This window comes from Paenibacillus hunanensis (assembly GCF_034055775.1).
Classification (GTDB): domain Bacteria; phylum Bacillota; class Bacilli; order Paenibacillales; family Paenibacillaceae; genus Saccharibacillus; species Saccharibacillus hunanensis.
The window spans coordinates 1,935,552-1,960,787 of sequence record NZ_CP139194.1 but is presented as its reverse complement, the minus strand read 5'-3'; the positions used below and the strand labels follow the sequence as shown (position 1 = coordinate 1,960,787).

The 25,236-nt window shown below is 47.9% G+C and carries 21 protein-coding genes and 1 other annotated feature; all 21 genes read right to left on the bottom strand.

The features are described from left to right. Positions 1-67 precede the first annotated feature (67 nt). Complete coding sequence (locus tag SK066_RS07925; protein WP_320544272.1) at positions 68-1,393, bottom strand: dihydroorotase; 1,326 nt, start codon at positions 1,391-1,393, stop codon at positions 68-70. A 126-nt stretch (positions 1,394-1,519) separates the two neighbouring features. After that, positions 1,520-2,431, bottom strand: a complete 912-nt coding sequence (locus tag SK066_RS07920; protein WP_320544271.1) for an aspartate carbamoyltransferase catalytic subunit — start codon at positions 2,429-2,431, stop codon at positions 1,520-1,522. Beyond that, on the bottom strand, positions 2,428-2,991 hold the full coding sequence (gene pyrR, locus SK066_RS07915) for a bifunctional pyr operon transcriptional regulator/uracil phosphoribosyltransferase PyrR (RefSeq protein ID WP_407673813.1): 564 nt from the start codon (positions 2,989-2,991) through the stop codon (positions 2,428-2,430). Before pyrR ends, SK066_RS07920 begins: the two co-directional genes overlap by 4 nt. Before the next feature lie 804 nt (positions 2,992-3,795). Then, positions 3,796-4,767 carry an RluA family pseudouridine synthase gene (locus SK066_RS07910; RefSeq protein WP_407673812.1) on the bottom strand — a complete coding sequence of 324 codons (972 nt, stop codon included), beginning with the start codon at positions 4,765-4,767 and terminating at the stop codon, positions 3,796-3,798. A gap of 89 nt (positions 4,768-4,856) precedes the next feature. Further along, a complete protein-coding gene (gene lspA / locus SK066_RS07905) occupies positions 4,857-5,318 on the bottom strand; it encodes a signal peptidase II (protein WP_188776404.1) in 462 nt (153 codons plus the stop codon). A 184-nt stretch (positions 5,319-5,502) separates the two neighbouring features. After that, positions 5,503-6,066: a pentapeptide repeat-containing protein gene (locus tag SK066_RS07900; RefSeq protein WP_320544270.1), complete on the bottom strand. Its 564-nt coding sequence runs from the start codon at positions 6,064-6,066 to the stop codon at positions 5,503-5,505. A 420-nt stretch (positions 6,067-6,486) separates the two neighbouring features. Next, a complete protein-coding gene (gene ileS / locus SK066_RS07895; protein ID WP_320544269.1) occupies positions 6,487-9,582 on the bottom strand; it encodes an isoleucine--tRNA ligase in 3,096 nt (1,031 codons plus the stop codon). Positions 9,583-9,714: 132 nt separating this feature from the next. After that, positions 9,715-9,995, bottom strand: a binding site (T-box leader). Between the two features lie 230 nt (positions 9,996-10,225). Further along, positions 10,226-10,819, bottom strand: coding sequence for a DivIVA domain-containing protein (locus tag SK066_RS07890; RefSeq protein ID WP_188776402.1), 594 nt, complete (start codon positions 10,817-10,819; stop codon positions 10,226-10,228). A 317-nt stretch (positions 10,820-11,136) separates the two neighbouring features. Beyond that, positions 11,137-11,919, bottom strand: a complete 783-nt coding sequence (locus SK066_RS07885; protein ID WP_320544268.1) for a YlmH family RNA-binding protein — start codon at positions 11,917-11,919, stop codon at positions 11,137-11,139. Positions 11,920-12,288: 369 nt separating this feature from the next. Then, positions 12,289-12,513 carry a YggT family protein gene (locus SK066_RS07880; protein WP_188776454.1) on the bottom strand — a complete coding sequence of 75 codons (225 nt, stop codon included), beginning with the start codon at positions 12,511-12,513 and terminating at the stop codon, positions 12,289-12,291. A gap of 52 nt (positions 12,514-12,565) precedes the next feature. Beyond that, entirely contained in the window at positions 12,566-13,015 is a 450-nt protein-coding gene (locus tag SK066_RS07875) for a cell division protein SepF (RefSeq protein WP_188776400.1), read from the bottom strand. Between the two features lie 2 nt (positions 13,016-13,017). After that, entirely contained in the window at positions 13,018-13,707 is a 690-nt protein-coding gene (locus tag SK066_RS07870) for a YggS family pyridoxal phosphate-dependent enzyme (protein ID WP_320544267.1), read from the bottom strand. 7 nt (positions 13,708-13,714) lie between these two features. Further along, positions 13,715-14,572: a peptidoglycan editing factor PgeF gene (pgeF, locus tag SK066_RS07865; RefSeq protein WP_320544266.1), complete on the bottom strand. Its 858-nt coding sequence runs from the start codon at positions 14,570-14,572 to the stop codon at positions 13,715-13,717. 259 nt (positions 14,573-14,831) lie between these two features. Continuing rightward, positions 14,832-15,971: a cell division protein FtsZ gene (gene ftsZ, locus SK066_RS07860; protein ID WP_188776397.1), complete on the bottom strand. Its 1,140-nt coding sequence runs from the start codon at positions 15,969-15,971 to the stop codon at positions 14,832-14,834. Positions 15,972-16,030: 59 nt separating this feature from the next. Beyond that, complete coding sequence (gene ftsA / locus SK066_RS07855; protein WP_188776396.1) at positions 16,031-17,287, bottom strand: cell division protein FtsA; 1,257 nt, start codon at positions 17,285-17,287, stop codon at positions 16,031-16,033. A gap of 412 nt (positions 17,288-17,699) precedes the next feature. Beyond that, positions 17,700-18,500: a cell division protein FtsQ/DivIB gene (locus SK066_RS07850; RefSeq protein ID WP_320544265.1), complete on the bottom strand. Its 801-nt coding sequence runs from the start codon at positions 18,498-18,500 to the stop codon at positions 17,700-17,702. A gap of 100 nt (positions 18,501-18,600) precedes the next feature. After that, complete coding sequence (gene murG, locus SK066_RS07845; RefSeq protein WP_320544264.1) at positions 18,601-19,728, bottom strand: undecaprenyldiphospho-muramoylpentapeptide beta-N-acetylglucosaminyltransferase; 1,128 nt, start codon at positions 19,726-19,728, stop codon at positions 18,601-18,603. Positions 19,729-19,874: 146 nt separating this feature from the next. Further along, entirely contained in the window at positions 19,875-21,347 is a 1,473-nt protein-coding gene (murD, locus tag SK066_RS07840; protein WP_320544263.1) for a UDP-N-acetylmuramoyl-L-alanine--D-glutamate ligase, read from the bottom strand. Next, on the bottom strand, positions 21,347-22,318 hold the full coding sequence (gene mraY, locus SK066_RS07835) for a phospho-N-acetylmuramoyl-pentapeptide-transferase (protein WP_250343609.1): 972 nt from the start codon (positions 22,316-22,318) through the stop codon (positions 21,347-21,349). The genes murD and mraY overlap by 1 nt, the downstream gene beginning before the upstream one ends. 4 nt (positions 22,319-22,322) lie before the next feature. Beyond that, the gene (locus tag SK066_RS07830; protein WP_320544827.1) at positions 22,323-23,732 is read right to left on the bottom strand and encodes a UDP-N-acetylmuramoyl-tripeptide--D-alanyl-D-alanine ligase; all 1,410 of its coding nucleotides are present in this window, start codon (positions 23,730-23,732) and stop codon (positions 22,323-22,325) included. Next, complete coding sequence (locus SK066_RS07825) at positions 23,732-25,216, bottom strand: UDP-N-acetylmuramoyl-L-alanyl-D-glutamate--2,6-diaminopimelate ligase (protein ID WP_320544262.1); 1,485 nt, start codon at positions 25,214-25,216, stop codon at positions 23,732-23,734. The genes SK066_RS07830 and SK066_RS07825 overlap by 1 nt, the downstream gene beginning before the upstream one ends. Positions 25,217-25,236: the final 20 nt, after the last annotated feature.

The window sequence follows — 25,236 nt, the reverse complement described above, 5'->3', positions numbered from 1 at the left end:
ATGGACGATGATGCTTCTGCGTCCTTCGTAATTAAGGTCTGAATAATTATATCACAAGTTGGTATATTTATGCACTAGTGGTTGTAGATTTTTCTGACCACACGATTTGACCGTCTACAATTGTTAGTACGGGCCATCCCTGTAGCTTCCATCCTGTAAATGGCGTATTCTTCCCTTTGGATAAAAATGTATCCGGATCGACTATGCGTTCTTCATTCAAATCGATCAGGGTGAGGTCAGCGATAGCGCCCTGCTCCAGTCTGCCTGTATCCAGACGGAACACTCTTGCCGGATCAGCTGTCATGCGCTGTACAAGCAATTCGAGCGACCAGCGTCCTGTTTTCACAAACTTTGTATATAGCAGTGGGAATGCGGTCTCAAAGCCGGTAATACCAAACGGTGCCAGCTCCATACCTTTTGCCTTTTCCTCTGCACTATGTGGTGCATGATCCGTTACGACCATATCCAGCGTGCCATCCTCCAGTGCAGCGATACATGCCTCTACATCACGTGGTGAGCGCAGTGGCGGGTTCATTTTCCAGTTCGCATCCATACCCGGAATATCCTCATCCGACAAGATCAAATGGTGCGGACATACCTCAGCGGTAACATTGATTCCAATCGATTTTGCCATACGAATGAGGCGAATCGATTGCTCTGTGCTAACATGGCATACATGGTAGTGCACGCCTGTTGCTTCCGCCAGTAAAATATCCCGTCCAACGTGGATCGCTTCCGACTCGTTTGGAATGCCTTTCAGCCCATGCTTGCGGGCAAATTCACCATCCGTTACCGCAGCGCCTACAACGAGCGAGTCATCCTCACAGTGCGCGATGATCGGCATATCCATCGAAGCCGCAAGCTTCATCGCATCTTTCATCATCTGCGCATTTTGCACGCCTACACCATCGTCGGTAAATCCGATTGCGCCTGCTGCTTTCAGTGCTGCAAAGTCCGTCAGTTCGCGGCCTAGCTCATTGTATGTGATCGCTGCATAAGGCAGTACCTTTACACCATTTGCTTCCTCTGCTTTGTCCAGAATCAGCTTCACAACCTCTGCCTTGTCGGTTACTGGCTTTGTGTTGGGCATGCAAGCGATCGTTGTGTAGCCACCCTTCGCTGCTGCCGCTGTACCGGTTGCGATTGTTTCCTTATGCTCAAAGCCCGGCTCACGCAAATGCACGTGCATATCGATCAAGCCCGGAGCAAGTAGCTTCCCTTCACCATCAATCTCGGTCACTTCGTGACCCTTTCCATGCTGACGCAAAATCTCATCTGCTGTCGTCTCTGCTGTATAGATCTCCTTAATGATGCCATCCTCAACCCATACATGGCTCATTTGAAGCTCGCCTTGTCCGTTCAGTACGCTCGCGTTCTTTATGAAAAGTGTCATTATTAACCTCCGAAAGTGTTAACCGCTATACTCGCAGTTATGAATTTTCGGTATCCGCAGCGTTGCATGATGACTGCATACGATACGGATACCTGAATGGTTATTCATTGTTTCGTATCTATATGCTTAATTGCGCAGTGCGCGTTCGATGACTGCCATGCGGATCGGCACGCCATTTTGCATTTGTGTAAAAATTTTCGATTTGGAGCTTTCGACCAGTGCATCGTCAATTTCGACGTTACGATTCACTGGAGCCGGATGCATAATGATTGCATGTTCCTTCATCCGAGCAGCCCGTTCTTCGGTCAATCCGTAGTGTAATCGATAGTCTTCAGCGGACTTGATCATCCCACTCGCATGACGCTCCAGCTGTACGCGCAGCATCATAACCACATCGGATTGCAGCGCTTCTTCCATCGAGACATAGCGCATCTGCGGAATGTCGCCTGCGCGCATATTGTCCGGTGCGCAGAAGCTTACATTTGCGCCCATTGCTTGCAGTGCCCAGAAGTTCGAGCGAGCGACACGGCTGTGCATAATATCGCCGACAATCGTTACATTCAGTCCACGTACCTCACCAAAGTGGCGGCGCATCGTGTACAGATCCAGTAGTGCCTGTGTCGGGTGCTCGTTGTTACCGTCTCCTGCGTTAATGAGCGGCACGTTCACTTTCTCAGCCAGCTCTTGTAGTACACCCGCAGGCTTGAGGCGAATAATACCCGCATCAATGCCCATACTTTCCAGTGTACGTACCGTATCGTAGATCGACTCGCCCTTCTCTACGCTTGATGCCGCAGCGGTGAAGTTCAGTACTTCTGCGCCCAGGCGCTTTTCCGCCATTTCGAAGGAGAAGCGAGTACGTGTGCTATTTTCGAAAAACATATTGGCAACAAATTTGCCTTGTAGTACTGAAACCTGTTTCTCTGTATGCGCATCCCAGTAAGCCGCGCGATCCAGAATCGAAGTCAGCTCCGTCCCGTCCATTCCCTTCAGTCCAAGCAAGCTGCGTTGTTTCAGATTCGTCGTTGTCATGATCATACTGTGACCTCCCGACGTTGCAGGATATTAACCTGATCATTCCCATCTACTTCGCTCAATCGAACCTCGATCTCTTCCAGCTTGGAGGTTGGTACGTTCTTACCGATATAGTCCGGTCGAATCGGCAACTCGCGATGTCCGCGATCCGCCAGTACTGCCAGCTGAATCTGATTCGGACGTCCGCAGTCCATCAGCGCATCCATTGCAGCGCGGATCGTGCGTCCCGTATAAAGTACATCATCACACAGGATAATCTTCTTATCGCGGATACTCAGATTTTCCGGTGTGAGTCGAACCTGCTCGCCCAATGCTGCCTTCGGCTCGTCACTACGGTCATCACGATAGCCTGTAATGTCTAGCTCGCCGTAAGGAACCGGTGTGCCTTCAATTTCCTGAATACGTGCTGCAATCCGTCGTGCCAGATATACACCGCGTGTGCGAATACCGACGATGATGCAATCCTCGATCCCTTTATTCTTTTCCAAAATCTCGTGTGCAATACGGGTCAGTGCCCGGCGAATTGCCGTCTCATCCATGATAATGTTCACATGCATATCCATCGTCATGATTTATAGCCTCCTCAGGTTTATGTTGCTTACACCTAAGGCCCCGTGGTTAACAGGCATACCGTCGTATGGTTATGCTGCATGCTCCTGTGCTGTTATTGCGATACCATTCGAAAACAGGGCATAAAAAAACTCCCTGCCCCGAACGGCAAGGAGTGTGCAGTCATCTACCAGCGGTTATGACTGTCATACTTCGACGCACTGCACCATCACCACTCCAGCGGAGGGTGTACTTGCAGTGAACATCATTCACGTTACCTTGCCAGTCTCACGGGACTGAATTAAAGGTGCTTATTCATCTGAACTGAATTATGACAGAAGCGGGCAGGGTTGTCAACCTTGTAAATGCAGAGGACGATATAGGGTTCTTGTATGAAGATGGATAAGCTAACTTGAATGATGAGGGATCGCATCAATCACTTCGGGAAGGAATAAGGGACAGACTCCCGTCTCGCACAGGAATCTACGAACTGGGAGCAAATGTAGATTCCTGTGCTCAAAAGTCGTCCTTTCCCTTATTTCCTTCCCTTCGTTATGTGCGCTTTTGATACATACGAATTTGCTTCCATGCTCTAGCTAGTCAGATTAGTTACCTAAGCGGCATACATAACTATATAAAAAAAGGACTGAGGGTATATAGAGTAACAACCAGAAAGCTATGAATATAGAACGAGCATCACATCCGTATAGAGAATATTGTATGATTTCATACACAGCGAACACAGCAAAAAAAGACCGACTTCTCTCATTTGAGATCGTCGGTCTTTCCCATTATAGCTATATTAAATTGATCTAATATCAGCGATTACGCAGGGCGAACAATTCCTGTTCCATATCATCTGGCAATGGAGCATGGAATTCCAAATACTCCCCTGTTGTTGGATGCACAAATCCGAGCACCGCTGCATGCAATGCCTGACCTTTGACAAATGAAGCCTTCGCACGCACACGTCCATACATCGGATCACCAACAAGCGGATGATCGATAAACTTCATATGCACACGAATCTGGTGGGTACGTCCAGTCTCCAGACGCAGCTCCACTACAGTAAAATCGCCAAAGCGTTCGTTTACAGCAAAATGAGTAACTGCATGCTTGCCGTTTTTCTCTGTTACGGTAAACATTTTACGGTTTTGCGATGCACGTCCGATCGGCGCATCAATCGTACCGTGATCATGCTCGACATTACCGTGGACCAGCGCGATATATTTACGTGTAACCGAGTGATCTTTCAGCTGAGCAGACAGCGATGCATGGGCTTTATCGTTTTTGGCTGCCATCAGCAGACCGCTCGTATCCTTATCGATACGGTGAACGATACCTGGACGTAGCTCGCCATTAATGCCTGACAGATCGGTGCAATGGTACATCAATGCGTTGACCATTGTACCGGAATAATGACCAGCCGCTGGATGCACGACCATCCCACTCGGCTTGTTGATCACGATCAAGTCGGAATCCTCATAAACGATATCGAGTGGAATATTTTCAGGTTGCAGCTCTGTAGCGGAAGGGCCAGGAACACGCACAACTACCTGCTCACCCTCAGCAAGCTTGCGATTCGCCTTTACGGGTTGTCCATTGACCATCACATGCTGATCGGCGATCCAGCCTTGAATCTGCGAACGGGAAATGCCCTCTGGCATACGATCGGTAATGTATTTATCAATACGCGCCTTCGCATCCTCTGCATCCACTGTCCATTCCAGTGTCTCTAGCTCCGTATCGTCTTCATCGGACAGATCATCTACCAGTGCCGAATCCAGCAGCTGGCTTTCCTGTTCCTCTACGTGCGATGCACGTTCTTGTTCTTTTTCATGATTACTCAATTGTTCTTCTCCTCTTTCCTGCGGGCATACTACTTCTTCTCACGACGCATATCGATGATCGCGTCCAGAATGATTAATGCCACCCCGACCACGATGCATGAATCTGCAACGTTGAAGATCGGGAAGGTGTAGCTGCCAAAATTAAACTGAAAGAAATCAACGACCTCTCCCATACGTGCACGATCTATAAAGTTACCGATCGCTCCACCCAGCACAAGCGATAATGCAACAGGCAGCAGCTTATCCGGCCGAGATTTTACCTTTTGAATGTACCATACGAGCGCAACAACAACTGCAATCGTAATAACAATGAAAAACCAGCGCTGATTTTGCAAAATACCAAAAGCTGCTCCCTGATTCCGGTGCGATGTAATCATAAAAAAGTCGCCAATCACCGGAATTTGCTCTCTCAGCTCCATCCGCGTTGCCACGAAATATTTACTGATCTGGTCGATAATAATAGCCACGAGCGCAATTACATAATAGATCACGTTCATCCTCCACCCTGTTTGTTCAATCCCTGTGCTGGCGGCAGCGGAGCGCACTACATTCTGTCCGATTGCATCGTAAACACAGCTTTTCTTATTGTAGCATAGGGGGCAGAGTGCGTCTATTGAACGAAGCATGTTAAGGATGAACTCCCACTCCCAAAATATATTTCTTACACACTATACCTCATGTATGATGAAGCTTTGTATTATCAGGCAAAGTACACGTATCCAGCTGACAATCTCGAAAATCTACCTCCTGCAAAATCGCTTCCGAAAAATCAACATTGTGCATCCTGTTAGGCTTAGCTCCCACTGTCAAATCACTATTATACTTCCCATGAAATGTAACGTCCTTCAATTTGCCGATAAATTGGCAATGCGCAAACGAGCTGGCTTTAAAGTCAATCTGATTCAGCTTGCACTGTTGAAATCGGCACTCCACAAATTCAGGTCGATAAAAATATCCTTTACGAAAATTACATGTATCAAATATACAGCTTGTGAAGACACCTCCATGCGCACCAATCGTAGCCTCCGTCAGATCGACCCGTTTAAACTGACAATTCGTAAAATCACATCCATACAAACGGGCATCTCCAAAACGAGTCCGATCAAAAATACAATTGATGAAATGCACCGCTGTACAAATCGGCGCATTCAGGTCGATCAGCGTAAAATCCTGTTTTTCGATGGTCAGTCCCTCGATCCTACGCTTTAATTCCCATGTCTCTCGATATGTAATAGCCATGACTATAACCTCCTTATGGAAAATTTATAATGACGCTATTTGGTGAATTTCATTTGTATATCTACCACTATCTCTGTGTCTGTATAGTTCTCTTTCTCTTTCTCTTTCTCTTTCTCTTTCTCTTTCTCTGCAAAATTATGTATAGATCAAATCCTCTTTGTCTTATTATACCCTGTACTTCTACACAAGCTGAATAAGATATATAAAAAACCTGCCGTCATCCAGCATCCATACGACTTGATGGATACAAGGACAACGACAGGCTCAGCAGCAGCTGGCTAATTTATTTCTAAATCATCCAATGGATTACATTAGAAATAACTAGCCACCTCATGGTTTAGCTTGCTTTACTTCATTTTAAATCATTTCATTTTGAATCCCTGCGCTCTATCACTTTCCATATCACTTACTACAATTCAATCAAGAAACGTGAATACCCGCTTTTTGACCTACCAGCTCGACTTGCTCCATACCTTCTACTTCACCGAAGGTCACATCGGTAACGAGTACATTTTCACGCAGAACGCTATCAAATGCCTCGATCGCTGCGCGCAGCTCATCGCTCACATTCAGCGTCAGATGAACGTATTTCTCGATTGGCAGATCCAGCTTTTTACGATAATCCTGTACCGTACGGACAACCTCACGCACCCAGCCCTCTTGCTCCAGCTCTGGTGTGATATCGGTATTCAGCGCTACAGTCAGACCGTAACCGGATGCGGATGCAAAGCCGGATTTCGCCTTTTTCTCCACCAGCAGCTCTTCGCTTGTGACATGCAGTTCTTCACCTTCTGGCGAAGTTACGTTCAGCACGCCTGCTTGTACAACATGGCGTGTCTCTTCCGCTGTCATCTCTTTGAAGAAGTTTTGCAGGAAACCGACATTTTTGCCGTACTTTTTACCCGCTACTTTCAGGTTCAGCTTGAAGCTAAAATCAACAAAGCCCGCATCATCATGCTCAGTACGGATGCCCTTCACATTGATCTCGTCCTTGATGATCTCTTCATAGCTTGCCAGATCAAAGTCTTTATCGAGCGATACGATCAGCTCGGACAGCGGCTGACGGTTTTTGATTCCTGTTTCATTACGTACGTTACGTGCCAGCTCAACGATACGGCGAGCTGTTTCCATATCGCGCTCCAGCTCCGCATCGATCAATGCTTCATTGGCAACTGGATAATCATCCATATGCACGCTCTCACCATTGCTCAGGTTCAGATAGATATCTTCTGCCAGCATTGGTGTAAATGGTGCCAGCAGCTTCGCTGTAGTGAGCAGCACCTCGGTCAGCGTACGATACGCATCCAGCTTGTCTTCCGTCAAGCCTGCACCCCAGAAGCGATCACGGGAACGACGGATATACCAGTTACTCAGCTCATCAACAAATGCTTCGATTGCTTTGGATGAGTTCAGATAATCATTTACCGCAAGTGCCTTGTCAACAACAATGATCAAGCTGTTCAGACGGGAAACGATCCAGCGATCCAGCTTGTGCTCAGATGGCTGGAATGGATGCTCCGCCGGGTCAAAGCCATCGATCGTCGCATACAGCGTCAGGAACGCATGTGTGTTCACGAGTGTATCCACAAGCTTGGACTTCGCTTCACCAACAATCCCTTTGGAGAAACGCTTGCTGTTCCAAGGGGCGCTGTCAGACAGGAGCGCCCAGCGGAATGCATCGGTGCCATACTCTTCGATGACTTCCCACGGATCGATAACATTCCCTTTGGATTTGGACATTTTTTGACCGTTTTCGTCGAGTACGTGTCCGGTTGCCATAACTGCTTTATACGGCGCTTGTCCTGTCAGCAATGTAGATACCGCAAGCAGACTGTAGAACCAGCCACGCGTCTGGTCAATCCCTTCGCAGATCATATCAGCAGGGTATTGCTGCTTGAACACATCTTCATTTTCAAATGGATAGTGCTGTTGAGCGAAAGGCATCGAGCCGCTATCGAACCAGACGTCAATGACCTCTGGTGTACGTTTCATTTCGTACTGTCCGCAGGAGCTACGTACTTTGACTTCATCTACATAAGGCTTGTGCAGCTCCAGATCCTCTGGCACGTCACCAATTGCGCGCTCACGCAGCTCGGCAATGCTATGCGGTGCGAATTGCTCGCCCGTCTCTTCGCATACCCATACGTTAAGCGGTGTACCCCAGTAACGATCACGGCTGATATTCCAGTCGACCAGATCCTCAAGGAATTTACCGAAGCGTCCTTCACGAACATGACCTGGATACCAGGTAACATCGTTGTTGTTGGCAATCAGCTGATCCTTGATTGCTGTAGTCTGGATAAACCAGCTGTCCATTGCATAGTAGAGCAGCGGTGTATCACAACGCCAGCAGAATGGATAGCTGTGCTCATAACGCTCTTTGCTGAACAGTGTGCCATGCTCCGACAGATACTTGATGATGTCTACATCGCAGTCTTTGACAAAGCGTCCAGCAAAATCAGTGACCTGCGGTACGAATTTACCTTCCAGATCAACCAGATTGACGAAACTGATGCCATTCTCACGACATACACGATAGTCATCTTCACCGTGTGCAGGTGCCATGTGAACGATACCTGTACCACTTGCATCGGTAACGAAGCTTGCACCCAGCACGATATTGGTTTTCTCTGCCTGGATATAGTTGAATGGAGCATCATAAGTTTGACCTACCAGCTCAGAACCTGGCAGTGTGCTGAGCACTTCATACTCGGCTTTGATCGGCTCCATTACTTTTTCAACAAGGTTTTTCGCAACGATGTACACTTCGCCATTTTGACGTACACGTGCGTATTCCATGTCCGGGTTCACCGCCAGTGCAACGTGAGACGGCAATGTCCAAGGAGTCGTCGTCCATGCCAGTACGAATTCGCCGCTACTATGCAGCTTGAACTTTGCAGTCGCACTCAGGTCTTTCACGTCTTTGTAGCCCTGTGCAACTTCGTGCGAGCTCAGTGTCGTCTGGCAGGAAGGACAATATGGGCTTACGCGGTGACCGCGATACATGAGCCCTTTATCATGAATCGTTGCGAGGATGTTCCATACACTCTCAATATAGCCATTGTTCAGTGTGATATACGGATGATCCATATCTGTCCAGTAGCCGATTGCTTCTGTCAGATCGCGCCACTGCTGTTCATATTCAAATACACTTGCTTTGCATTCGTTGATGAATTTCTCAACGCCATAATCCTCGATCTCCCATTTGTGCGAGATACCGAGCTTTTTCTGTACACCGAGCTCAACAGGCAGACCGTGTGTATCCCAGCCTGCTTTACGTACAACGCGATAGCCCTTCATCGTGTTATAACGACCGATAAAGTCTTTGATTACACGACCCAGTACGTGACCGATATGCGGCTTTCCGTTCGCTGTTGGCGGGCCTTCATAAAAAACAAAGTTCGGTTTGCCTTCGCGGCTCTCGATGGAGCGCTGGAATGTACGCTCCTCTTTCCATTTGTTCAGCATGCGCAAATCGCGTGCACGTGCTTTCTCTTTCACATCTACTCTTTGCATGTTTCCCCATCCTTTCTCCAATTCGAACCATGATGAATCTGTCCGTGCAGCAGGATCGCTTTCGCCATCCGATTCCCCTTATGCATCAGCTGTCTGATCACTAGCCAAAACGTCAAAAAAACCCCGTCCCTGGAAAGGGACGAGGTTGCTCGCGTTACCACCCTTGTTTCATCACAATAGGTTAAGAATTCCGTTCTGCTACACAGACGTATTCTTCCTATCATAATGACACTTATGCCCGCACGATTCATGCGGCGCCCTGATAACGGCAGGCAATCCGGCTTGGCTTACTGAATAGGTTCAGCCGCGCTTCTCCGGGGAGATTTTCCATAGCTCGTCGTTTATTGGCTTGCACCAACCGCCAACTCTCTACAAACGATCATAGCCTGTACTGGCCCCATCACAGAATGTATGCAACTATACTACGGTGCAGAAGCAAGCTCCTGTTACCGAGTCGTTTCGAAGTGACGCCTTCCAAAAAAACGTCATGGTCATAAAATATTTATATCGCTTCCTCTGCAAAATGTCAACCATTTGCCATAGGGCTGTATAAATAGATTCGCTATCCTTCATCCCTCAGCTCCAACGTGGCATCACCGGATCAGCTACCGTGGAACGAGGTGATCCTGCATCATGTAGCCGCTTAGTAGAGATCGCCACTTACCGAACGATTTTCTTCCGGCTCGCGCTCGTCCTGACGTTCACGATTCCACTGCTCACGGTCGCGCTCATTGCGCTCCTGACGCTCACTGCTTGTACGCTCCAGCTCGCGAGTTTGATTTTCCAATGCGTCCCAGCCGTCCTGACTGAGCAGCTCCAGCTGTGCCTCAACCAGTGTCCGGAAACGAGTACGATAGATCGAAGCCTGCTTTTTAAGCTCTTCCACTTCCATCGACACCTTGCGCGCCTTCGACAGCGACTCATTAATAATACGATCCGCATTTTTCTCGGATTCTTTAATAATGAGCTGCGCTTCCTTCTTGGCGTTGTTCTTCACCTCATCCGCTGCTTCCTGAGCAACGATGATCGTTTTACTCAGTGTCTCCTCCAGATTCGCAAAATGATCCAGACGCTCCTGCACAGCAAGCAGCTGATTTTGCAAATCCTTGTTTTCGCGAATCAGTCCCTCATAATCCTTGATTACCTGATCGAGAAACTCATTCACTTCATCTTCGTCATAACCACGCAGCCGACGCGAAAATTCCTTATTATGTATATCCAGCGGGGTTAATGGCATGGATAGACACCTCCTATGATATTAGGCCGTTGAATTGCCTTTTGTATTGTTATCATACTGTATTTCAGCATCGTTGAACACTAGCTTACTACCGAAATGAATAACATGATAACGATATCGGCAGCATGCCGCCTATTGTGAAGCCCGTATTCCTATATATACCGCCAGACCGTGCCTGAACGACATCGTATCGACCATACGGAATCAGCTGGACGCATGCCGCGATCCTTTTGTATATACACCGATATGTGGTTCCATTGAAACAACACGGGCTCTTTTATATATTCAGCATCGCCTCGTTATATTCCTGCCGACGCTTACACGAATTTCCCGATTTTCACGCGGTAACGGCCTTTTTTTGTAATACCTTCCAGCTCCAGCACCTTGAAGCGTCCCATTCCCTGTACCGATACTACATCGCCTTCTTTGAGCGCATGAGAAGGATCTTCCTCTGGCTTCCAGTTGACCTTACAACGCCCAGCCTTGATCGGTACGAGTATTTTACTGCGACTTAGTCGATACACATCGCTGGCGATACCATCCAGTCGCATCGAAGCGACAGATAGCTCCATCGTTTGCAGCTCCTGCTTAGCGGCACGTAATTGCTCAATCGGTAATAGACTGGTCATCACATGTAGTCTGTGTACCTGATTCATATTCAAATTAAGATACGATGCAATCTCTGTAGCAACGACGGTATGACAGCCATCATCCAGGACATGAATATCGCCAATCTTGTCGCGCTTCATTCCCAGTCCAAGCAGCGAGCCCATATAATCGCCATGCTCCAGCTCGGTAAAACGTTGCCCTTCTGGTGTAATCTCCAGCACCGTCAGCTGCATATCTTCCTGCGATAGATCCGCATAATCCGGTGCAATTAATGCACGTCTACGCTCTGCATGCTCCGATCCACCCTCCAGTCGGATCTGCACATCGGGCTCACGAGCCGCCAGTGTGGACAATATATACGCCTGACGCGGATCAAGAAAATCCGTCAGCTTCTGTTCATGATAATGGGCGGCATTCTCAATCCACTCGGCTGCCCGTTCCACAAATTCTCGCTCGTCTGGATGAAAATGACTAAAAATGGTTTTGTTCATACCTGCTAACTACCTTTCCTCCAGACCGCTGTATAGATGATGTACAATGACCTTTTACGCTGATACTTTTCACTCTGATATCTGGTCTATATCATCTATTCCATTCAGCAGCTGTCTCTTTGATAAAATTAATCATTATATAAAGCTTGAATGACTGAATAGGTGGCCCATGGGTTGAGTGCGAATTAGCCTATCCCTCTTCTGTTGACCCAGCTATCATCTATTCCAAGCAAGGCCCACCCAAAACAAAGCCTATCCAAAGCAAAAAGCCGAAGCATGCAGCAGAGCAACAGTCCCGCTATTGTCTGCTTGGTGCTTCAGCTTTGAATCCTTACACATTCTATACATGTGCAAACGATGAATACCCGATTAGAACAAAATCGTTTGCAGCAGGTAAATCAATCCGCTAAACGCCAGCTGCAATACAAACAGAGCGACGATTGGCGAAATATCCAGTACGCCTCCGATTGGCGGAATAAAGCGACGGAAAGGCGCAAGATAAGGTTCAACCAGACGCGCCAGCAATTGACCAAAAGAGCTCTCACGAGCACTAGGCAGCCAGGACATCAGGATATAGATAATAATCATGTACATGTAGATTCGGTATGCAATACCGAGAATTTCGAAAAATACGCTCAACTTCCGATCACCTCATCTTGTTATAATCAAAATCGTCGCTCATAATCTCAGCGATTGTGCCCTCGATTTCGACTGTATCCGGTGTACACAGGAAAATGTTGCCGCCGATCTTGGAAATGCTACCACCCAGTGCATAGACTGTACCGCTCATAAAATCGATAATACGCAGCGCCTGATCATTACGAACACGCTGCAAATTGACGATCACCGAGCGATGCGAACGCAGATGATCTGCAATGTCCTGAGCTTCATCATAGCTGCGCGGCTCGTTCAAAATGACTTTGACATTTTTCTGTGAATGAATACTGACGACATTATTGGCTCTACTGTTTCTACGTGCATCCGCAGGAGAAGTTTCACGAGAATCGACTTCTTCTTCGATAATCTGCTCGCGTTCTACAACTTCCTCTTCCTCCTGAAGCCCGAGAAAATTCATAAACCGATTCATTACACCCATCGTTAATCCTCCTCTTTGCCAACCAGGATCGAGCCGAGGCGTACAAATGTCGCCCCTTCCTCAACAGCAATCTCAAAATCACCCGACATGCCCATCGACAGATGCTTGATCGGCTCTACCGTTAATCCAAACGTATTAAGCCGATCTCTCAGCTCGCGCAACTCTCTGAATACCGGACGCGTCTGTTCTGGCTCGTCCACCTCAGGCGCCATCGTCATCAGACCAACCACCTTCAGATGCGGCATCTGCTGTAAGGCTTGGAAAAAGTCCTCTACCGCTTCTGGCGCAAGACCATACTTGGATTCCTCACCCGATACATTAATCTGTACAAACACCTTCACGATCAGCTCCAGCTCGGCTGCTTTTTTCTCCAGCTCCTTCGCTAACGATAATCGATCCAACGAATGAATATATTCAAACTTGCCGATAACATCCTTGACCTTGTTTGTCTGCAAATGTCCGATAAAATGCCATACTCCACGTTCATGCAACGCTTCCCATTTATCCTTCGCATTTTGCCAGCGATTTTCGCCCAGATGGATCAGTCCCGCATCCAGCACCTGACCCGTTTTCTCGGTCGATACATATTTCGTTACGGCTACCATCTGTACGTCACTTACCTGGCGTCCACTGCGCTCACAAGCGGCTTGGATGCGCTGCTCTACTTGAGCGATTCGTTCCTGCAATCCCAATCTGTAGTCACTCCGTTTCTATACCAGCCCAGCTTGCCATGCGGCCTGTACGACCACCATCTGCACGATAAGAAAAGAATAGATCATGGCGTTCGTGCGTACACCACTGACTAACTTCGATATGCTGAGGCTGTATTCCTGCAAAAATCATCAATTCACGGTTTAATTGTTTTAAATCAAGCCACGTTTTGCCCGGAGCGCCGGATTTTGCATATGTAGGCAATTGTCCATTACCCTCAAGCCTGCTTGTCCAAACATCGACATGCTCCATGACGCGCTTATCGACTTCATATTGCCCCATCCCGATCGATGGCCCGATCGCTGCACGCAGATCAGCAGCTTGACTGCCATATTGACGCTCCATCGTGCGAATCATCTCACCTGCAATATCAGCGACTGTGCCTTTCCAGCCTGCATGAGCAAGCCCAACAACACGCCGAACAGGGTCTATAAAATATAATGGCACACAATCTGCGTAAAAGGAAGTCAGCAGTATGCCCGGTACATCGGTAATTAAGCCATCTGTATCCTGAAAGGCACTTGCTCGATCTGCCCAGCCCTTGCCTGCATCCTCTGCCGTCACACAGGCAATATGGTTGCTATGTACCTGCTCACCGCACACCCAGCCTTTGGGATCAAAGCCAAGCTGCTGACATAGCAAGCGTCGATTCTCCAGTACATCCTCTGGCTGATCCTCTACATGATAAGCAAGGTTAAAGGAGTCATATGGCGCCTTGCTGATGCCTCCACGCCTTCCGGTAAAGCCAGCACTAATTCCATCGCTCCATTCCTTACCGCTTAGCAGAAACAGCTCTGGACGCTGCTCCGTTACGCCTGTTTGCCAATTACTTTGAAACGGCTCCATCTTACACCTCGCTATCCTGATGATCTATCGTTATGTTCAATGAGCCCGTCCGCTCATCATTCCTTGTTAGTACATCAAAATACAACTAAACCTGGCATTGTCATCATGCGATGACGCTGCGCATCTTTTTTAATAGCTGTATTTATTACTGTAGCATATTCTGCCAGCTTGCACCTATATGTCAAAACAAAAAGGACCTGTTTTCCGCAGAAAACAAGTCCTTTTATCGTAACCTGTAATGCCCTGCGCAGGCAAGGTTCTAGTCGTTTTTATGACGGGAACGATTACGCAGGAAGGTCGGAATGTCCAATTGATCGCCGCTTGGCTGCTGCTGATTGTTGTTGAATTGGCGCGGATTAGGCGCTTTTTCTTCAACAGGCTCGCTGGAGCTTTGTGGCTGCTGGCTTGCTGCTGGACGGCGTGCAGGCTGCAACGGCTGTGCAGGCTTATGCTCAAATCCAGTGGCGATGACGGTTACCTTAATTTCTTCCTTCAGGTTCTCGTCGATAATCGCACCGAAGATCATATTCACTTCTGGATCGGAAGCGCTTGTTACGATCTCAGCCGCTTCATTTACTTCGTACAGGGACAGGTTCGTACCCCCTGTGATGTTCATGATCACACCGCGTGCACCCTCAATCGAGGTTTCAAGCAGTGGGCTCATAATCGCTTTACGTGCTGCTTCAGCTGCACGGTTCTCCCCTGTTGCTTCACCGATACCCATCAATGCAGAGCCACGCTCAGTCATGATTGTTTTTACATCGGCAAAGTCAAGGTTGATTAGTCCCGGTACAGCGATCAGGTCAGAAATACCCTGAACCGCTTGACGCAGTACATTATCCGCTTCACGGAATGCTTCCAGCATCGGCGTCTTTTTGTCGACGATTTCGAGCAAACGATCGTTTGGAATCACGATCAGTGTGTCTACTTTTTCCTTCAATGCTTCGATGCCCTGCTCTGCATGGGAGAAGCGTTTGCGTCCTTCAAAGGTAAATGGACGAGTTACTACGCCCACAGTCAGCGCGCCGCATTCTCTAGCAATCTCAGCAATCACTGGAGCAGCCCCTGTACCTGTACCGCCACCCATACCAGCGGTAACGAATACCATATCTGCACCTTTCAGTGTGTTGCTGATCAGATCGCGAGATTCCTCAGCTGCTTTTTTACCCACTTCAGGATTAGCGCCAGCGCCAAGTCCACGAGTCAGCTTATCACCGATTTGCAGCTTATGCTCGGATTTCGCCAGATGCAGTGCCTGTGCATCTGTATTTACCGTTATAAATTCCACGCCTTGTACACCATTTTCGATCATACGGTTCACGGCATTGCTTCCGCCGCCACCTACGCCGATGACCTTAATCTGGGCCAGGCTTTCCATTTCAAAATCGAATTCCAACATCTATCCCATCTCCCCCTCAATGTCCATGAATGGCTCTTTTCCAGCTAGAATAAACTTCATCAGATAAATTCACTGAACATGTTTTTGAGCCGTTCAATCAAGCCCGGTTTTGCGCTGCTCTCCGGGGTCGATGCGGCCTTGTTGCGTGCAGGTGCTTTTTTGCTTGCACCAGCCGTACTGCCGCCACCGCGAATATTACGGATTACATTATACAAAATGCCTACTCCGCTTGTATAAGCAGGATCGCGTACACCGATATAATCAGGAACTGCTACCCGTACAGAAGCTGCCAGCTCCTCGCGAGCGATCTCAAGCACGCCCGGCATCGAAACTGTACCTCCTGTGAGTATATAACCACCAGGAAGCTCATGGTAACCGAGCCGTACAACTTCCTGACGAATCAGCTCGAAGATTTCCTGTACACGCGGCTCAATAATAGCAGCCAGATCTTGCTGGGTAAACTCCTTATCGACATTACTACCGATACGCTGTACCTTGAAAACGACATCTGCCGCTGCTTCTTCAACGAGTGCACAGCCATATTTCAGCTTCACCTTTTCGGCATTCTCCGTCAGAGTACGAAGTCCGTATGCGATATCATTCGTGACGAACTCGCCGCCAATCGGCAACGTGGATGTTGCTTTAAGCGCTCCTTCCTCGAATACCGCGATTGTGGATGAGCCTGCGCCGATATCTACAAGTACAGCACCCATCGTCTTTTCATCCTTGGATAGAGCCAGCTGACCTGCACCAAGAGAGATTAACACCAGATCCTTAATATGCAGATCTGCTTTTTCCACACAGCGAAGTAAATTGTGAATAGAGGTTTTAGCGCCAGTGATGATGGTAGCTTCTACTTCCAGTCGTACGCCGATCATTCCGCGTGGGTCCTGAATTCCTTCCAGTCCATCCACAACATACTGCTTGGCGACAACATCGATAATTTCACGTTCAGGAGGAAGTGCAATTACTTCTGCCGCCTTCAGCACCCGTTCGATATCCTCTTCGCCAATTTCACGATCTTCGTTGGATACGGCTACAACTCCATGGCTCGTTTGAAGTCCGATATGATTTCCGGAAATACCCACGATTACTTCAGATATTTGAATGCCGACCATACGCTCAGCATGATCAACTGCATTTCGGATGGATTGCACAGTCTGGTCAATATCCACGATTGCACCTTTGCGAATCCCTTCCGAGTCGGCAGATCCAACTCCAATAATATTAAAGGTTCCATTGTTAATTTCCCCGATAATAGCACGAACTTTGGATGTACCGATGTCCAAACTAACAATGATGTCATTGTTGCTCAAGCCCCTGGCACCTCCTGCAAATTCCATAAAATGGCGAATTTCCTTAATTTCGACCTATTTAATCGAACTGGAAATTCAATTTCCGAAAAACATTTTTTAATATTGCTCTCTACAGTAGTATTCAACATGGTCCATACTTTCCCTCTTTTTTCTGCAAACTTTTTAATATCTGTTGTTAACTTTAGATTCCCTATGAAGCTGTAAAAGTTTAAAGAAAAAAGAACGATTGTACCGTTACACATTCACGGCTGAACCATATGGGATTCAAAGTTTACAAAACTTTAATATCTGCCAAACTTATTCTAGCATTTTTCCGGCTACACAGAAAGTGCCGACATCATATCCAGCGCGATTACAGGCAAATTGATGCTTACAAGCAGCATTTACATCACGAACAGAACCGCTATGCCTATCATTGTGTTCCTGTACCGTCTGCTTCGCTTTCCGCGTCCTGTGGCACAAATGGTGTGTATGAATCAGCCTCTAGCATCGTGATAATACCCGGCGGCTGTGTCTCGATGACCTGATTCAAATACTCGACCTTGTCTGCCAGCAGTGAAATGCTCGTAATGACCTCAAACTGAGAACGCGTATAGATCATAATACGATCGGGAAATGATGGGGTTGGCGATGGCATAATTTCTGATATGTCTGATGTTAGCTCATTTGGAATCGTGCCCAGCACCTTGCACAGCGCTACCTTTTCTTTCTGGTAATCCGCCCACTGGGTAAGCACAGGCTTCTCTACAGCGACGCCGCGATCATCTGCACGTACGGAGGAACCGTTCTGCAAAATAGCCGTTAGCTCGCCAGATGTAGCCAGTTCATAGGCAACAACCGGATATTCGGTAATATGAATATCGATTTTGCCCGGAAATTCCTTCGTGATCGTCGCATCCTCAATTGCAGGAATCGTTTTTAATCTGGATTTGATCGTCGCTGCCGAGGTTCCATAAAAGGCATCCCCTTTGGCAAGCCGTGTCACGGATAACAAATCCTCTTTGGAGGTAAAAGCATTGCCGGTAAACGTAATCTGCGATATTTTGCCGATCGGCGAAAACCAGAATACGATACCCAGCGCAACAACAAACAAAATGCTCAGGATGACAATCCACCTGGTGCGGGGGCTAAAGCCTCGTCTACGTTTGGAGGACGGTCCGGTCTGGGCAGAAGGTTCATTTTTCGGTAATACAATCAATTTTTGCTTAGGCATGGCAGTTCTCCAGTAATTCGTATTTCGGTTCACTCGACAGATGTGCAGCCCCTTGCTGCCGTTCATCGGTAAGCACGATCATGCTCCGTAGAGGCTCTGCTCAGTGCTTGTCTGCTTTCTTTTCAGCGATCAGACGCTGCATTTCCTCTAGCAACAGGAATGCAGATTGTGGCGTTCCTAGCGCCGATGAAGCTTCGGACATTCGCTTGCGCTCCTGCTCATTATTCATGATGCGATCTACAATAGTGACGAGCGATTGTCCGCTCAGATCACGCTCCAACAGCATCTCGGCTGCACCGGCTTTTTTCAAAGCTAGCGCATTCGCCTCCTGATGATTGTTGGTTACATTGGGAGATGGAATCAAGATGGACGGTGTGCCCAGCGACGTAATCTCCGCCAGTGATGAGGCACCTGCACGACCGATTAACAGCGATGTCGCTGCTAGCACCTCCGGCATATTAGGAATATAGGGAAGTACGTGCAGATTCGTCGGAATGGTCTCAACCGCTTCCTCAATACGCTCATAGATCTCATCATAATAAATTTCACCGGTCACAAATACGTAATGAACATCCGGCTTTTGCTCTAGCAGTGGTGCAGCCTGTACCATCGCCTCTACGAGCGCTCTGGCACCGCGGCTACCGCCAACCATCAGCACAATCTGTGCATCAGCAGGCAGTCCTAGTGAGGCAAGCCCACGTTCACGGTCAGCATGCTGAACCATCGTGGCACGCGGATTACCGGTAAATAGTACACGCTTGGCGCGCCTGAAGCGAGGCAATGCATCCTCAAAGCTTACCGCTACCGTATTGGCATAACCACTTAAAAATAAATTCGTTAAGCCTGGAATCGCATTTTGCTCATGCACTAGAGTAGGAATGCCTAGCTTGGCTGCCGCATACACGACAGGCCCGCATACATAACCACCTGTACCGATCACAATATCAGGGCGAAATTCGCGGATGAGCTTTTTCGAAATTTTCACACCCTGAATGAAGCGATTAATCGTTCTAATATTTTCAAGCGAAAACAGACTCCTTCGGAATCCGGTAATGTCGATGGATTCAAAACGAATTTTGGCCTCAGGCACAATTTTCGTTTCCAATCCCCGTTTACCGCCGATATACAGAAATTCAGCTTTGATGCCCTGCTCTCTGCATTGCTCAGCAATCGCCAGCGCAGGATAGATATGCCCACCTGTACCGCCTCCGGTTAAAATAATTCGCATAATCGAACCCCCTTTCGAAATGGAATGGTATATCCCTCATCACAACTCTGAAGCTATGGTATATAAGATAAGACGGATCAGGAGAGAAGCTAAGCCGTTTATTACATGCCTATTTGCCCTGATACATCCTGGTCTGCCAATGTGTCTTACAGCTTGTGCACTGCGGCTTTAAACTGGTCACCGCGTACTTCATACGATGTGAACATGTCCCAGCTTGCACATGCTGGAGATAATAGCACAATATCACCCTTACTTGCCATCTTGCTTGCAGCCACGACTGCGGCTTCGATGGCGGCGACTGTGTCTTCAGCTTCATCGATTACTGCAATATCCGCAATGCCAGCGAGCTCGGCAACCTGTGCTAGCTTATGGCGCGTTTGTCCAAGCAGCACGATTCCTTTAACTCCACTCTGGAAGGTAGGCATCAGCTCCATATAATCTGAGCCACGATCCAATCCACCTGCAATCAGGACGATGTCCTGATCCTGAAATGCTGATAGCGCCATTATCGTTGCTCTCGCGTTGGTCGCTTTGGAATTGTTATAGTAATCTACTCCATCATGCTGACGCACATATTCCAGTCGATGCTCAACACCGCGGAATGCGCGTAATGGCTCAGCCAGCGCTTCCGGCTTACAGCCAGCGGCGATTGCCATCGCACAAGCAGCCAGTGCGTTCGCTACATTATAACGTCCAGGAATGCCCAGCTCATGTACAGGGATGATCGCAATTTCCGTTTGTCCATCGGTATACATGATTGTACGCTCTAGCTCATCTTCGACACCTTCGATAAAAGAAGGCGTTACATACAGTGCAGCAGCAGGAGCTTTTGCACTAGCCGATGCGGCAGTGATGCTTGCCCCCAGCTCCTCGTAAATGGAAAACGGAACAATATGCTCGGCTTCCATATATGGAATAATGCTACGGCAATAGCTGTCATCCCAGTTTAAAACGGCTGTATCGCCAGTAGTCTGATTGGCAAAAATTTTGCGTTTGGATTCCACATAATCATCCATCGAGCCATGATAATCAAGATGGGTCTCGGCGACATTTAGCAGACAGGCGATGCGTGGTCTAAAGTCCTGTGTGCCTTTCAGCTGAAAGCTGCTTAGCTCTGCAACAATCGTTGGCTTTACAGCTGGATCAGCTTCGGCAACCGCTTGACAGAGCGGAATACCGATATTCCCACCAACAATCGGATGTAGATTGCTCGCTTCTAGCATTTTGCCAACCCAGGTAGTGGTTGTCGTTTTACCATTCGATCCGGTAATACCGATCATTGGAATGTCGGACAGCTTATACGCAAGCTCGACCTCAGTAATGATTTCCAGTCCAAGCTCCAGCGCCTGCTTGATCGGCGGGGCAGTGTAAGGAATACCTGGATTTTTCACAAGAAGTGCAACGTCCGCATGAATCAATCCATCAGGATGTCCACCACAAATGACCTCAATCCCCAGTTCTTCCAGCTCTGCCGCTTCTGGCGATTGTTCTCTTGGCTTGAGATCATTTACAGTAACAATCGCACCCAGACGGTGAAGTGCCTTCGCTGCTTCCACACCACTACGTGCTAATCCGATTACAACGACCGGCAGACCTTGATATGTTTCAGGAGCATTCATTACGACAACCCCTTGCTAATATAAATTCCGATCACAGCCAGAATCAGGCTTACTGCCCAGAATGTCGTTACAACGCGCCACTCTGACCAGCCGGATAGTTCAAAGTGATGGTGAATCGGCGCCATCTTGAAGACGCGCTTTCCATTACGTGTTTTGTACGATACGACCTGTATCACAACGGATAGCAGCTCGATGACAAATACGAGACCAATGATCAGGAACAACAATTCATTTTTTGTTACGATAGCGATACCGCCAATCGCGCCGCCGATACCAAGCGAACCCATATCCCCCATGAACACCTTTGCTGGATGCGCATTGAACACGAGAAAGCCCAGTACAGCACCGATCATCGCCGCCGCACATACCGCCGCTGCTGGTGAAGACATCTGAATCGCGATTACGGCATACGCTGCAAATGCGATGGCGCTCACACCAGATAGCAGACCATCTACCCCATCGGTAAAGTTAACTGCATTACTGATCGCCAGCAGCATCACCACGATGAATGGATAGTAGAACCAGGGCCCCCAGTCAAAGGTAACATCCATACCTGGAATGCTCAGCGCTGTGCTATGCCCCTTATGAATCAACAGGAAGCAGATAATGGCTGAGAACAGCAATTGTCCCACTAGCTTTTGTCTTGCTGTCAGACCTAGCGAACGCTTAAGTCCAATTTTGATATAATCGTCTAAAAATCCGATCAATCCGAAACCGACCGTTGCTGTAAGCAGCACCCAGAAATTCGTATCTATGACCGAAAATTTGATAAATACAACTGTTGCCGCCAAAATGATGACGATCCCGCCCATCGTTGGCGTTCCCGCTTTTTTCAAATGACTTTGCGGCCCATCATTACGAACCTGCTGTCCAAACTTGATCCGACGCAAGACCGGAATCAGAATCGGCATCGCAATGACGGATAAAATAAATGAGGCGGCTGCCGCTAATAGTAATAATTGAAAATCCATTTTGTTATTCCTCCAGCGCTTCTGCGTTGCTTATTGAATCAGGCATCAGCGCCTGTAAAACTTCTTCCAGTCTCATTCCCCGGGACCCTTTGAACAAAATCACGTCTCCGCTTGCTTTCACTTCCAGCAGATCGTCGATTAATTCCTGTTTGGACTGATAAGAACGAATCCGTTCCTGTGACATTCTCATACTTGCCGCTTTAGCCATTGCCAGACTACGCTGTCCATAAGTGAACAACCAATCGACTTTGCCAGCGATATAGTCACCGATTTGCTGATGATAATGTTCCTCATCCTGTCCAAGCTCCAGCATATCGCCTAATACCGCCAACTTGCGCGAGTAACCTTTCATCTGATCCAGCACATCAATTGCCGCTTTCATAGAAGAAGGACTGGCATTATAAGCATCATTCAGTAGCATCGTTCCGTCGAGTCCGAGTGTCATCTCAATCCGCATACCCGTGAGACGAAGGCCTGAAAATCCATTTTGAATCTGAGATGGCGTGACACCGTAATGCTCTGCTACCAGCATCGCTGCCATCGCATTACTAACATTATGAAGTCCTGGTAATGGCAGTGTCCATACGATGTCAGGATAACGTGGTGTAGTAAATATCGTATGTTGCCCTTGATTCATAATGCCGATTGGATGCAGATCATTACTTTGCTCCAAACCAAATGTTTGAAAAGTCACATCGGATAGATTCAAAAATTCAGGTTCTATCAATATTTGCTGCAGTAGAGGTTCATCTCCCGGATAAATAAACAATCCATTCCGCTTCAGACCCGCTGTAATTTCCAGCTTGGCTCTGGCGATTTCCTCACGGCTGCCCAGCTGTTCGAGATGAGATTCACCGATATTCGTAATCACGACCGTATCCGGCTCGGCAAGCTGAGACAGAAATTCAATTTCACCTCTAGCTCTCATTCCCATTTCCAAAATCAACATTTCCGTATCGGCAGGCATAGATAATATCGTTAATGGCAGTCCGATATGACTGTTAAAGTTACCGGCAGTCCGATGCACCCGGTATGCCTGTCCCAGTAACGCTGCTACCATGTCCTTAGTCGTTGTTTTACCATTGGAGCCCGTAATACCGACTACCTGAGGATGACATTGCTGCAAGTACACTTTAGCTAACTGCTGTAATGCAACTAATGTATTGTCTACAATAATAATATTGCCTGCTGGCGCTTCGCCACGGTCACGCTGCCACAGTGCAGCTGATGCTCCTTTGGACAGCACATCGGCTACAAAATCATGACCATCAACGCGTTCGCCAATAATCGGTATAAATAAGCAATTCTCGTACACCTGACGTGAATCAATCACTACTCCGTGGCAGACCGCTTCGGCAGCTCCGTTCAGCTCTCCGCCGCACATCTCTGCAATGCGCCCAATCGTCATTTTTATCACTTCAAAAGACCCCTTATCGCTTCTTTGGCTACCAGCCTATCATCAAAATCAATCGTTTCTTTTCCGATGACCTGATACGTTTCATGGCCTTTGCCCGCAATCAATAGTACATCGCCTGGCTGCGCCATTTCAACCGCTTTTTGAATTGCGGTACGGCGATCCACAATCAGCTCATAGCGGTCAATCTCAATACGATCTTCTTTGAGTCCTGCTTCAATTTCGGTGAGAATAAATTCAGGATCTTCCGTGCGCGGATTATCGGATGTGATAAATGTATAATCACTGTACTTCGCGGCAACCTTGCCCATCAGTGGACGCTTCGTGCGATCCCGATCGCCACCACACCCAAATACAGTCAGAATGCGCTGCTCAGCAAACTCCTTGATCGTGGATAATACATTGTCCAATCCATCCGGTGTGTGTGCATAGTCTACAATGACAGCAAAGGGCTGTCCTGCATCAACCAGTTCCACTCGTCCGTCTACACCCGGGATATTTTCCAGACTTTGACGGATATGCTCCAACGGTACATTTTCGATCAGAGCTGCCGTAATCGCAGCTAGCGCATTGTATACATTGAATGTGCCTACCATCTTCAGCGTGACATCCGTTTCTCCACGGAAGGTGGTCAGATGGAAGCTGGTTCCAGTTGATGTAATGCGAATATGGGTTGCACGTACATCCGCCGGCTGTTCGACTCCATATGTAATAACGTCAGCAGCTGTAATGCGGCGATAATAATCAGAAGCTGGATCATCTATGTTGAGAACAGCATATTTGCGCTGCTCTGGTTCTGCATAGTTGTTGCCAAGTCGGCTAAAAAATAACCCTTTAGCGGCAATATAGTCTGCCATCGTATTATGGTAATCCAGATGATCCTGACTAATATTCGTAAAAATAGCTGTGCGATAATCTGTCCCCTTCACACGTCCTTGCTCCAGCGCATGTGACGATACCTCCATCACGCAGGCTTCTACGCCCGAATCAGCCATTTGCCCCAGCATACGCTGTAATAGCAATGCCTCTGGAGTCGTACGCGGCATAGGCACAGCCTGACCGTTATAGCGCATCTCGATCGTACCGATCAGACCGGTATTCACACCATTGTCATTCATAATACGCTCAATCAGATAAGAAGTTGTGGTCTTACCGTTCGTTCCTGTAATTCCGATCATTCGTAGTCTACGGCTAGGATGCTGATAAAAGGCATCTCCCAGCACAGCCATCGCATGACGACAGCTAGACACAATCAATTGAGGCACTTCAACAGGCAGCTCTCGTTCAACGACGAGTGCACAAGCCCCCTTATCAATCGCCTGTGCTGCAAAATCATGACCATCTACTGTCAACCCGGGCAAGCAAATAAACAAATCACCCGGCTGAACTTCTCGTGAATCCACCTCCATTCCGGAAAATTGTGTTGCCGGATCACCTTGAATCCGGGACGTTATCAACAGCTTGGACGCCTCCGATAACAGCATATTCATTCCTCTTTTCCAAA